The sequence below is a fragment of the Pseudomonas sp. FSL R10-0399 genome, assembly GCF_009600165.1.
GTDB classification, from domain to species: domain Bacteria; phylum Pseudomonadota; class Gammaproteobacteria; order Pseudomonadales; family Pseudomonadaceae; genus Aquipseudomonas; species Aquipseudomonas helleri.
In genome coordinates this window covers 14,992-26,831 of the sequence record NZ_WIWK01000012.1, presented here as the reverse complement: position 1 = coordinate 26,831, position 11,840 = coordinate 14,992, and the positions used below count along the sequence as shown (strand labels likewise).

Sequence of the window (11,840 nt, the reverse complement as noted above, 5' to 3'; positions counted from 1 at the left end):
AATATGTTCTTTAACCGTTGGAGCAACCGTTACCCATGACACGGTATTCGAGAGTGTGCTTGATGCCTTGCGAGTCTTCGTAAACCATGCGGGCCGGTACTACTTCGCAAACATTAGGGATTTCGCTCATGGAAATCACTTTGGCAATATCAAGTTCGGAAGAGTAGGAATAGTGTTCTACAACCGGTTGCTGGTGCGAGACCTGAGTACTTGCTTCATCAGCAAACGCGCTAACACACACACTGCTGAGGGCCAGAACTAACAACGCTTTCATTTCGTATTTACCTGTCTAGGGTCGAATGGGGTCACGCGGCCTTTGTGAGGCTGCGTGTGAAACTTGGTTTAAGTAAGAGCGATTAAACATGCCTTCGTGGGGGCTGTAACTTGCGTTAATCGCGGTGCCTTGGTTGGCGAGGTGAATTTTAGGCCGCTGCCGGGCGGGCATATAGAGGGGCTTTTGATAAAGACTGTTGACAGATTCTGCAACAATCGTCGAAAACAGACGGTGTTTACAGGTATTTCAAATCCGTCGGCGCGGGGTAAAGCGCTGTAAGCATCGGTCTTGAGCCTTGCACGGAAAAACCATGGTTTTTCTGGGGGGTTCTTACTACCAACGTCGAATGGATCTCACGCCAAGGCCCGGCTAAAACAGGGTCATAAAACAACAACTACAAATATAGAGGTATGAAACATGAGTGCCGCTTCCCTGTATCCCGTACGCCCTGAAGTTGCAGCCAATACGCTGACTGACGAGGCGACCTACAAGGCGATGTACCAGCAATCGGTCATCAACCCGGATGGCTTCTGGCGTGATCAGGCCAAGCGTCTGGACTGGATCAAGCCGTTCACCACCGTGAAGCAAACCTCTTTTGACGACCACCATGTCGATATCAAATGGTTTGCCGACGGCACTCTCAACGTTTCCTACAACTGTCTGGACCGCCACCTTGCCGAGCGCGGTGATCAGGTCGCGATTATCTGGGAAGGCGACGATCCTTCCGAACAGCGCAACATTACCTACCGTGAACTGCACGAAGAAGTGTGCAAGCTGGCCAACGCCTTGCGCGGCCAGGACGTTCACCGTGGCGACGTTGTGACTATCTATATGCCGATGGTGCCAGAGGCGGTTGTCGCCATGCTGGCCTGTACTCGCATTGGCGCGATCCACTCGGTGGTGTTCGGCGGCTTCTCGCCCGAAGCGCTGGCCGGGCGGATTATCGACTGCAAATCGAAAGTGGTGATCACCGCTGACGAAGGTGTGCGTGGCGGCAAACGCACGGCATTGAAAGCCAATGTCGACGTGGCGCTGACCAACCCTGACACCTCCAGCGTGCAGAAAATTATCGTGTTCAAGCGTACCGGCGGCGACATCGCCTGGTATAAGCACCGCGATATCTGGTACCACGATTTGATGGCCGTGGCTTCGACCCACTGCGCACCCAAAGAAATGGGCGCCGAAGAAGCCCTGTTCATCCTTTATACCTCGGGCTCCACGGGCAAGCCAAAGGGTGTGCAGCACACCACCGGTGGCTACCTGCTGTATGCCGCGCTGACCCACGAGCGCGTGTTCGATTACCGTCCGGGCGAAGTCTACTGGTGCACGGCAGACGTGGGCTGGGTCACCGGCCACACCTACATCGTCTACGGCCCGCTGGCCAACGGCGCGACCACCGTGTTGTTTGAAGGGGTGCCGAACTACCCGGACATTACCCGCGTGTCGAAAATCGTCGACAAGCACAAGGTCAATATCCTCTACACCGCGCCCACCGCCATTCGCGCCATGATGGCCGAAGGGCAGGCGGCGGTTAAAGATGCAGACGGCTCAAGCTTGCGCTTGCTGGGTTCGGTGGGTGAGCCGATCAACCCTGAGGCCTGGAACTGGTACTACACCACGGTCGGCAAAGAGCGCTGCCCGATTGTGGATACCTGGTGGCAAACCGAAACCGGCGCGTGCATGATGAGCCCGCTGCCGGGCGCCCATGCGCTCAAGCCGGGGTCTGCTGCGCGTCCGTTCTTTGGTGTGGTGCCGGGGCTGGTGGACAACCTGGGCAACCTGATCGAAGGTGCGGCCGAAGGCAATCTGGTAATTCTGGATTCGTGGCCGGGCCAGGCACGTACCCTGTACGGCGATCACGACCGTTTCGTCGACACCTACTTCAAGACCTTCCGCGGCATGTACTTCACTGGCGACGGTGCGCGCCGCGATGAAGACGGCTACTACTGGATCACCGGTCGTGTGGACGACGTGCTCAATGTGTCTGGCCACCGTATGGGCACGGCAGAAATCGAGAGCGCGATGGTTGCCCACTCCAAAGTGGCTGAGGCGGCTGTTGTCGGCGTGCCCCATGACATTAAAGGGCAGGGCATCTATGTCTACGTCACCCTTAATGGCGGCGAAGAGCCGACCGAGGCGCTGCGTCAGGAGCTGAAAAACTGGGTGCGCAAGGAGATCGGCCCGATTGCCTCGCCCGATGTCATCCAGTGGGCGCCGGGCTTGCCGAAAACCCGCTCGGGCAAAATCATGCGCCGTATCCTGCGCAAAATTGCCACGGGTGAATATGACGGCCTGGGCGATATCTCGACCCTGGCGGATCCGGGCGTGGTGCAACACCTGATCGACACCCACAAGAGCATGAAGGTCGCCTGACGCCTCCTTCGTTGTAACAAAGCCCCGCCTGACGCTGTCAGGCGGGGCTTTTTATTTGGCCGATCAAATCCCCGCCCAACCATCGGCGGCTCCTATCAAACACAAATAAGTGATTGATTCCTAAGGCCCTGTAGGAGCGAGCTTGCCTCGCGATCTGTTGATCTTGATCTAAGAGCCCCCTCACCACGCCTCTCCCGTAGGAGAGGGAGCTGATTGGGGGATGCTGACGATTATCGGCGGCCTGTTTGCTGCGCGACAGCGCGGCGTCGAAGACGGGGCCACTCCTGCGGGGTACGGGGTTTGTTCAAGTGTTACCCCGTGTGTAACCGTGCGCCCAAAAACGGGGCTATGTGACACCAAAGGCACCGTTTTAGAGCGCTCGGGCGGCCCTTAAAAAATTAGATTAAAGGCTACACTTGCCGGAATAGAAGGGTTTGCGAATAATAGGCCCGCTATTTGCAACTCATATAGGTTCTATATCTTTTGCTCTTTCACGAATTCGAAGAGCTGTCAATGCTTGTAGCCGCCTTTCTCGGTGCATTTGTAATATGTTGTCGCATTGAAGAAATAACGGCTTGAAGCCTGTCGTTAGAATGCCGATCACTCGCTCGTTGTCGTAGTGCTGAACTCGTTTCAACACCAACAGGACGTGGCGCCGCATTCCCGGTTTAACCTCCGCATATTGGGCTCAGGCTCACTCTGCATTTATTGCCCTTTACCGATGGAGTCCTAAGATGAAGAAACTCGTGCTTCTTGGCGCCCTGGCACTGTCCGTGCTGTCCTTGCAGGCGTTTGCTGATGCAAAGCCGCTCAAAATTGGCATTGAAGCCGCTTACCCTCCGTTTGCCTCCAAGGCACCGGACGGCAGCATTGTGGGCTTTGACTATGACATCGGTAACGCTCTGTGTGAGCAGATGCAGGTCAAGTGTGTGTGGGTCGAGCAAGAGTTCGACGGTCTGATCCCGGCACTTAAAGTGCGCAAGATCGACGCCATCCTGTCCTCAATGTCGATCACCGACGACCGCAAGAAGTCGGTGGACTTCACCAACCGTTACTACCTGACCCCGGCTCGCCTGGTGCTGAAGGACGGCACAACCGTTTCTGATTCGCTGGAAGAGCTCAAAGGCAAGAAGATCGGCGTGCAGCGCGGTTCGATTCACGACCGTTTCGCCAAAGAAGTCTTTGCTCCTAAAGGCGCCACTGTTGTGCCTTACAGCTCGCAGAACGAAATCTACCTGGACATCGAAGCCGGTCGTCTGGACGGCACCGTGGCTGACGCCACCCTGTTGCAGGAAGGCTTCCTCGATACCCCGGCTGGCAAAGGCTACGCGTTTGTAGGTCCTTCGTTCACTGACGCCAAGTACTTCGGTGACGGCATCGGTATCGCCGTGCGTAAAGGCGACAAAGAGCTGAAAGACAAAATCGACCGTGCAATCACCGATATCCGTGCAAACGGCAAGTACGACGAAATCCAGAAAAAATACTTCAACTTCGATATTTACGGCCCAGAAGCCAAGTAAATCATCGCGGCTGTAAGTCTGAAATGGCGCAAGCGACAGAGTCCCTGAAGTTTGCGCCATTTTTTCATCCTAATTTTCACGCTTTTTTTCGAGGGCCTGAATCATGTTGAAAGGCTACGGGGCTGTCATCCTCGATGGCGCTTGGCTGACGCTACAGCTCGCCTTGTCGTCCATGGCCCTGGCCATTGTTCTAGGTCTGATTGGTGTTTCAATGCGCCTGTCGCCAGTGCGCTGGCTGGCTTGGCTGGGCGATCTGTACTCTACGGTCATTCGTGGGATTCCCGATCTGGTGCTGATCTTGCTGATTTTCTACGGCGGTCAGAACCTGCTCAACAACGTCGCCCCGCTGGTGGGCTACGACGACTACATCGACCTTAACCCCTTCTCGGCTGGCGTGTTCACCTTGGGCTTTATCTTTGGTGCGTACCTGTCCGAAACCTTTCGCGGTGCCTTTATGGCGATCCCCAAAGGTCAGGCGGAAGCGGGTGTGGCCTACGGCATGAGCCGTTTCCAGGTGTTTTTCCGGGTGTTGGTGCCGCAGATGATCCGTCTGGCGATTCCGGGCTTTACCAACAACTGGCTGGTGTTGACCAAAGCCACGGCCCTGATTTCGGTGGTCGGCTTGCAAGACATGATGTTCAAGGCCAAGCAGGCGGCAGATGCCACCCGCGAGCCTTTTACGTTCTTCCTCGCGGTGGCCGCGCTGTACCTGGTAATGACCAGTGTGTCGCTGCTGGCGTTGCGACAACTTGAAAAGCGCTACTCGGTCGGCGTAAAGGTGGCTGAGCTATGATCTTCGACTACAACGTCATTTGGGACAGCATGCCGCTGTACCTCAGCGGCATGGTTGAAACCCTCAAGCTGCTGGGCATTTCACTGTTCTTTGGTTTGCTGGTGGCGCTGCCGCTGGGCCTGATGCGGGTGTCCAAGCGCCCGTGGGTCAATTTCCCGGCGTGGCTCTACACCTACGTGATTCGCGGCACGCCGATGCTGGTGCAGCTGTTTTTGATCTACTACGGCCTGGCCCAGTTTGAAGTCGTGCGCGAAAGCTTTATGTGGCCTTTGCTGTCCAGTGCAACCTTTTGTGCGTGCCTGGCGTTTGCGATCAACACCAGCGCCTATACCGCCGAAATCATTGCGGGCAGCCTCAAGGCCACGCCCCATGGCGAGATCGAAGCCGCCAAGGCGATGGGCATGTCCCCGAGCAAAATGTATCGCCGTATTTTGCTGCCGTCGGCCATGCGCCGGGCGCTGCCGCAATACAGCAACGAAGTGATCATGATGCTGCAGACCACCAGTCTGGCGTCCATCGTGACCCTGATCGACATCACCGGCGCTGCGCGTACCGTTAACGCGCAGTATTACTTGCCGTTTGAAGCCTACATCACCGCAGGTGCGTTCTACCTGTGCCTGACCTTCATTCTGGTACGCCTGTTCAAATTGGCAGAACGCCGCTGGCTGGGCTACATGGCCCCGCGCAAGGCCTGAGTGTTGAGCCGCGCTCAACGTCTGACCCACTGTTTTTGTGAGAACCGACAGCATGTACAAACTTGAAGTCCAAGACCTGCATAAGCGCTACGGCAGTCACGAGGTGCTGAAAGGCGTATCTCTGGCTGCAAAGGCAGGTGATGTAATCAGCATCATCGGTTCCAGCGGTTCAGGCAAAAGTACCTTTTTGCGTTGCATCAACCTGCTTGAGCAGCCGCATGCCGGCAAGATTTTGCTCAACAACGAAGAGCTCAAACTGGTTGCCAAAAAAGACGGCGCCCTGGTAGCGGCAGACCCTAAACAGTTGCAGCGCATGCGTTCGCGCCTGTCGATGGTGTTCCAGCATTTCAACCTGTGGTCGCACATGACCGCGCTGGAAAACATCATGGAAGCGCCCGTGCACGTACTGGGCATGTCCAAGGTCGAAGCGCGGGAAAAAGCCGAGCACTACCTCAACCAGGTCGGTGTGTCCCATCGTAAAGACGCCTACCCTGGGCATATGTCCGGGGGTGAGCAGCAGCGTGTGGCGATTGCCCGTGCGTTGGCGGTGGAGCCAGAGGTCATGCTGTTTGACGAGCCGACCTCGGCGCTGGACCCGGAGCTGGTCGGTGACGTATTGAAGGTCATGCAAGACCTCGCCCTGGAAGGCCGGACCATGGTGGTGGTGACTCACGAAATGGGCTTTGCCCGCGAAGTGTCCAACCAGTTGGTGTTCCTGCACAAAGGCGTGGTTGAAGAAAGCGGTAACCCGCGTGAAGTGCTGGTGAACCCGCAGTGCGAACGCTTGCAGCAGTTCTTGTCGGGCAGCCTCAAGTAATTTAATGGATTGTGAGACTGCTTTTTGCACCAATTTAGTGCATGCTTCCCGGAAAAAGCGGTGGCGGATCTAGCTTGGTTGTTGCCACCTTCGGCATTAACACTGTTTACGTTTCGGACTGCATGCCATGACTGCCCATCGAATAGGTTTCCTGATTTGGCCCAGCACCAAAGCATTGACGCTGGCGCTGGCCGAGGAGGCCTTGCGGGTCGCCCAACGGGTGCACCCCGAAGTGGCTTACGAACTGGTGTTTCTGCAGGCAGAAGCACCGACCGACGTCGTGGCAGGGGGTTGGCAATTACCCGGTGAGCCGTGGGTCGGGAAGCTTGAGGGGTGTCAGAAGTTGTTTTTGGTGGCCGATGAGCCGCCCGCCGCCATTGCTCCGGCACTCAGCAGTGCACTCAAGCAATTGGTACGTGCCGGGTGCGTGATCGGCGGGTTGTCGGCCGGGGTGTACCCGCTGGCACAACTGGGCTTGCTCGATGGCTACCGCGCAGCCGTGCACTGGCGCTGGCAGGATGACTTCGCTGAGCGCTTCCCCAAGGTGATTGCCACCAGCCACTTGTTTGACTGGGACCGTGATCGCTTGAGCGCCTGTGGTGGCATGTCGGTACTGGACCTGTTGCTCGCCTTGCTGGCCCGCGACCACGGTGCCGAGCTGGCGGGCGCGGTGTCTGAAGAGCTGGTGGTTGAGCGAATCCGAGAAGGCGGTGAGCGCCAGCGCATTCCCTTGCAAAACCGTTTGGGTTCCAGCCACCCGAAACTGACCCAAGCCGTTTTGCTGATGGAAGCCAACATTGAAGAGCCGCTGACCACGGATGAAATCGCCCAGCATGTGTGCGTCTCCCGTCGGCAGCTGGAGCGCATCTTCAAGCAGTACCTCAATCGCGTCCCTAGCCAGTACTACCTGGAGCTGCGCTTGAACAAGGCGCGTCAGATGTTGATGCAAACCAGCAAATCGATCATCCAGATCGGCTTGTCGTGCGGGTTCTCCTCGGGGCCGCATTTCTCCAGCGCCTACCGCAACTTCTTCGGTGCCACGCCCCGCGAAGACCGCAACCAGCGCCGCAGCAGCAGCCCGTTCGAATTGTCCTCGGTGCCTGCTGAGCGAGGCTGAAGCTACTGTTCAGGTTCGACGACATCGACAGCGATGGGCTCCAGATCGTCGAATGTAAGATTCATATCAATACCGGTCTGACTGAAATATAGGTGCGCCTGGTTCAGGCTCGCTTCGGACAAGGGGTTTCCTGCCAAGTCGAGCGCTTCGGTGATAAATGCCGGGGCCTCGTAAAGTTCTGACGGTAAATCAATGATGAGATTGTCACTCAGATCTATCGTTTCAATTTCGGGCAACCCCAAAAGGGATGTGGGGAACTCGCTGAGTTCAGTGTTGCTCAGGAACACTGAATTCAAGTGTTGCATATTGCTGAAGTCAGGCGTGAGGTTAAGCGGGTTGCCATCAAGATCGATGTGTTCCAGGTTTTCCAGTCCGGATAAGGCCTGGGCTGCTGTGGGGGTGAGCGTGATGTTGCTGTCTTCGAGATACAACTCAGTTAAGTTCTGCATTGAGGGCAGCGACTCTGGCACTGCATCAAGAGCAAAGCCTTGAAGTTTCAATACGCGTAATCTTGGGAAGTTTTGCAAGAACTCGTTAACGCCAGTAACGGGGCCGGATCCTCTCAAGGACAGGTAAGTTACGTGGCTGAAGTCGGCATCAATACTCGGCATGTTATCTAATATTGTTCGTGTAAACGTCAGCTCAAAACCATCTCGGGTAGGGTCTGCGTAGTGATTGTCGAACGCTGTTTGTCTGCGCCAGCATCTTTCGAGTTCTCTGCTGAATGCACGTCGGTCTTGAACAATCGCCATTCTTGCAACTGGCGGTATTAACTCGCCGGTTCGCTGGTTAGTTGCGGGTGCGTCGACAGTCCACACTTCCAAATCATCACGCAGCCTTTCCAGTGATTGTCCCAGATCGGTCAAGGTTTGATCTGCCGCGGCCGGGTTAGCGGGCAGGTGACGAATGACTCTTAGCCGCTCTTGCCGATTCAGGCTGGGGTAAAGCTCGTTCACGCGGCGCTCGAGTGCGCTGGGTGGCTGGCCTGGGGCGTCGGCACCTAATAAAGGGTAAGCGGTGGCTTTGAGTCGTGGGCGGGCCTCTGGGTTTATATCTAGCGCAGTGCGCGAGGGTTCTACGCGTGCTCTGACGAGTTGACGTTGCAGCAGAGGATGCTCGCGTACAGCGGCTTTCAGGGCTTTACCCTGGTAAGTATGGGGAAATCCCAATTGAGCACGCTCTGCATCCGGCAGTGCGTGCAATAAAGCCGCATACAGATCATCTGGCCCATGCAGCTCCAGGCCCTGCGCATCCCGTGCGCTATAGAGGTTTTGTGACTTGATCAACACTTTGCGTATCGGGGCTTGCTCGTCTCCAAGGCTGTTGAGCAGTGGGCCGTCAAAGCTGGCGTCGCGAATTTCAAGGCGCAGGTTGTCTGACCAGCCAGGTAGCGATTCAATCGTTTTCAGCGTGAGCCACTCGCTGTCTGCGCTATGCGTAGAGTCGAGAAAAAGGCCTTCGAAGGCGCGGTTGACCCTTGATTCGTAGACCTGTTCGAGTGCGAGCTCTTGCAGGCGTTCGGGGATGATTCGCTCATTAAGCAGTTGCAGGATTTCATCGCCCTGGGCATTCCAGATCAGTTCTTGCGCTGCCGGTGTCGGCAGTTGCGCAAAGCTCGTCTGCAGCAATTTGACCTCTGCATTAGCGCTGTTTTGCAACGAGGCATAACGTGATGCGAACAAGTCGTTGCGCTTACTGTGTGCCAGGCGTGCCAGTCGGTTGCAGAGCCGGGTCATTTGTTCGGTGGGATTAGGTAGCGGGTCGGCCATCGCAGGACTAACACCGAGCAGGTGCTTTATGTCTTTTTCATCCAGTGCCTGGAGGACGGTTTTCAGTAATTGGCCCCCTCGTACCTGCTCATCTGTGATTTCAATGTGCTCGGCTGTAGAGAACTCGGAAGGATAGTGCACCACGGTTTCACCGTGTTCATTGACGACCCGTAAGTTTTTGGACGCGCTCCACATCTCATCACTGATTAACAGTTGCAACTGGGTTTGAGGGTCTGCCAGTTGCTGAACCAAAGGGTCACGGCTTTGCATGTGCTCGATGAAATACTGCAGGTCCTGGTCAATTTTGAAGCGTTGGATGCTGTCGGCAAGCAAGCCGGGTGTGGGTAGCCCATCGACATGCAGGCTGCGCAGCGCAGCCGTATCGGTCTGAGTGATGGCCAAAAGGCGTGAGGCGGTGATGTCAGAGAAAGAGGCTGCGGTTCGGTTCAAGCGTTTGAACAGTCTCAAATCGTCCCAATTGAGCGGTTGCTCTGTTTCGACTGTCCAGGCACCTGACCCGTTATGCCGCAATCGTGGCGAGTAGGCCTGTGTTCGAGAAGGATGCTTGATGCGGTATCGCAGTGTTTGGGGTTCTTGTTCAACGCGGTAAGTGCGGTCTTCGAGAGATAGAAACTGTGCGTCTTCATGCAGCATTAACCCGAGGTCGTTGGCGGGCGTGCTGGAGGGCAGTTCTGTCGGATGTTGGTAAGGCGTCAGGTCCGGATCCCACAGGCGCTTTTCACCCGTATGGCGTGTGACGGGTTTTAAACCCTTGACGAAAGAGGGCGTGGGTTTGAGGGCGTCAGCGATTATTTTGCTACCAATGCTCAGGGTTGCAATTTGGACGGTGCTGGACAGAACGTTGAATAAATGGTCCCAGGCCTCAATGGTTTTGCCCTGTGTCCAGTCCCTGATGCCCTCGTAGGTGTCATCAAGGATCTGATACGCCATTTGCAGCATCATCAACTCACCCAGAGCCGGGATGAAAAAAGAGCCCACAATCTCAATGACGTTGACGGCCCACTCACCGATTTTTTTCAGGCGTTGCTGGCGATCATGGCGTGTTTTCTGATCTTCCGTATCGGTACTGACAGCCAGCAAGGGGGCATCTTCAAGCAACTTTCGTCGCTTTTGAATGAACAGGTATTCGCTATAGTCCTGATAGATGTTGAGCAGCGTGAAATTGAGAACAGGATGCTCAATAAGGCTTGATCGAATAACAAGAGGGAAGTCTTCAGGCCGTCCTTCTCCTTTAGGCACTTGTGCCGGGTCGATCTGGGTAATGAAAAGTTTGCTCCTGAGGGTCGTTAAAAACGGCTCTAGTTCCTTGTGGTCAATAAAACGACTGAAGTATTGCTGGTAGCTGTCATCGCGTAATTTTATTGCCAGGTCACTGGCGAAAGCGGTCATTGAAGCGTGACGCTTTACAGGCTGCTGCGGGTCGTCAGGGAGGTAGGCGATGACCTCTCCTTGCAGTGACGCAGGGGCCGTTTGGGTAGAAAAAACCAACACCCCGGTCAGCGCGCTGCCCAGTAGCGTCATGCTGTGAGGATAAAGTGTCGGTGGGTTCTGGTTCGTCCAGCCCGGCGCCTGGGCAGGATTGCAAAGCGCATCATGGATGTTTTGTGTGATCTGTTTGTGTGCGAGCGCTTGATGCGATGCCGCGACAAGCGCCGTTCTCAAGTGCTGGCGAACAGCTGTTTTGATACGCAGTGCTTTGTCAGGCTCACAAAGGATCAGCTCATTGTCCAGATGAGCCTTGTACAGTTTGCCGATATCCAGCTGGCGGCACAGCGTGATGAAAGCCGGGATCGGCACTTGTCGGGTCAGCGTATCCATGATCTGGTATTGCCCGCCTGCGCTTGGGCGAGTAATAAATCCGGAATCAGGTGAGTGAGCGTCTGGCTGTGCTTCAAAAGCCTCAAAGTTATGCAGGGCGGCATCCAGCATGGATACGCGCCAGTTTTTAGATGCCCCGGTTTTAAGGCCCAACAACGGTATTGTCAGGGGGAGGTAGAGGTTGATGAAGGTGTTTTTCAGATTGAGCGCTGGGTCCACCTGAAAGCGCTCGACCAGCGCTTGTAAGAGCAACGGTTCGGCGAAGGCGTAAACATCTTTGAGGTTTTCAAGTTCCTGCTCAGCATCCTGGTGGGTTTTCCAGCTATTAATGTGCGCGTGATCAAGGGCGTTTTGCTGTGAGATCGAAAGCCCTTTCGGCCAGTGCGTCGGTTTAGGCCTGAGAGCCTTGAGTGCTTGCTGTTTGTGAGAGGGCGCCCGTGTTAACCACTGAGGTAGCGTGTGGGTGATCTGGGCATGATGGGACAGAAAGTGCGCCTCTCTAGGGGGTGTGTTTTGCGTGAGCGGTGGCTGTGCGGGCAGATGTTCTAGATCGCTGTTGGGCATGAAAGCACCTGATTAATCAATGAATTAGAGCGATTAAGATCAGCCGCCGCAGCGTTTTTAAAAAGCGCAAATACCTGCT

General features: G+C 55.7%; 8 protein-coding genes. 6 read left to right on the top strand and 2 right to left on the bottom strand.

Going from position 1 to position 11,840, the window contains the following annotated elements; genetic code table 11:
- Positions 1-10: 10 nt before the first annotated feature.
- A complete protein-coding gene (locus GHO41_RS05535) occupies positions 11-274 on the bottom strand; it encodes a DUF2790 domain-containing protein (RefSeq protein ID WP_048367889.1) in 264 nt (87 codons plus the stop codon).
- A gap of 417 nt (positions 275-691) precedes the next feature.
- Here GHO41_RS05535 and acs point away from each other — a divergent pair, with 417 nt between their 5' ends.
- The 6 genes from acs to argR all read left to right on the top strand — a co-directional run bounded on the left by acs (position 692) and on the right by argR (position 7,589).
- Complete coding sequence (gene acs, locus GHO41_RS05530; RefSeq protein ID WP_048390147.1) at positions 692-2,647, top strand: acetate--CoA ligase; 1,956 nt, start codon at positions 692-694, stop codon at positions 2,645-2,647.
- A 734-nt stretch (positions 2,648-3,381) separates the two neighbouring features.
- Positions 3,382-4,167 carry an ABC transporter substrate-binding protein gene (locus GHO41_RS05525; protein ID WP_048367886.1) on the top strand — a complete coding sequence of 262 codons (786 nt, stop codon included), beginning with the start codon at positions 3,382-3,384 and terminating at the stop codon, positions 4,165-4,167.
- A 103-nt stretch (positions 4,168-4,270) separates the two neighbouring features.
- Positions 4,271-4,960, top strand: coding sequence for an ABC transporter permease (locus GHO41_RS05520; RefSeq protein WP_048367884.1), 690 nt, complete (start codon positions 4,271-4,273; stop codon positions 4,958-4,960).
- Positions 4,957-5,655 (top strand): ABC transporter permease, encoded by a 699-nt coding sequence (locus GHO41_RS05515; RefSeq protein WP_048367882.1) that lies wholly within the window; start codon positions 4,957-4,959, stop codon positions 5,653-5,655. The genes GHO41_RS05520 and GHO41_RS05515 overlap by 4 nt, the downstream gene beginning before the upstream one ends.
- A 52-nt stretch (positions 5,656-5,707) precedes the next feature.
- The gene (locus GHO41_RS05510; RefSeq protein WP_048367881.1) at positions 5,708-6,472 is read left to right on the top strand and encodes an ABC transporter ATP-binding protein; all 765 of its coding nucleotides are present in this window, start codon (positions 5,708-5,710) and stop codon (positions 6,470-6,472) included.
- A gap of 127 nt (positions 6,473-6,599) precedes the next feature.
- Complete coding sequence (gene argR, locus GHO41_RS05505; protein ID WP_153433127.1) at positions 6,600-7,589, top strand: transcriptional regulator ArgR; 990 nt, start codon at positions 6,600-6,602, stop codon at positions 7,587-7,589.
- A gap of 2 nt (positions 7,590-7,591) precedes the next feature.
- Here the strand turns inward: argR and GHO41_RS05500 are convergent, their stop codons facing one another.
- On the bottom strand, positions 7,592-11,761 hold the full coding sequence (locus GHO41_RS05500; protein WP_153433126.1) for a leucine-rich repeat domain-containing protein: 4,170 nt from the start codon (positions 11,759-11,761) through the stop codon (positions 7,592-7,594).
- Positions 11,762-11,840 lie beyond the last annotated feature (79 nt).

Excerpts from the sequence above, each read along its gene's own strand:
- GHO41_RS05525 (WP_048367886.1), top strand. The coding sequence starts at position 3,382 with ATGAAGAAACTCGTGCTTCTTGGCGCCCTGGCACTGTCCGTGCTGTCC.
- GHO41_RS05535 (WP_048367889.1), bottom strand. The coding sequence starts at position 274 with ATGAAAGCGTTGTTAGTTCTGGCCCTCAGCAGTGTGTGTGTTAGCGCG.
- acs (WP_048390147.1), top strand. The coding sequence starts at position 692 with ATGAGTGCCGCTTCCCTGTATCCCGTACGCCCTGAAGTTGCAGCCAAT.
- GHO41_RS05510 (WP_048367881.1), top strand. The coding sequence starts at position 5,708 with ATGTACAAACTTGAAGTCCAAGACCTGCATAAGCGCTACGGCAGTCAC.
- GHO41_RS05520 (WP_048367884.1), top strand. The coding sequence starts at position 4,271 with ATGTTGAAAGGCTACGGGGCTGTCATCCTCGATGGCGCTTGGCTGACG.
- GHO41_RS05500 (WP_153433126.1), bottom strand. The coding sequence starts at position 11,761 with ATGCCCAACAGCGATCTAGAACATCTGCCCGCACAGCCACCGCTCACG.
- GHO41_RS05515 (WP_048367882.1), top strand. The coding sequence starts at position 4,957 with ATGATCTTCGACTACAACGTCATTTGGGACAGCATGCCGCTGTACCTC.
- argR (WP_153433127.1), top strand. The coding sequence starts at position 6,600 with ATGACTGCCCATCGAATAGGTTTCCTGATTTGGCCCAGCACCAAAGCA.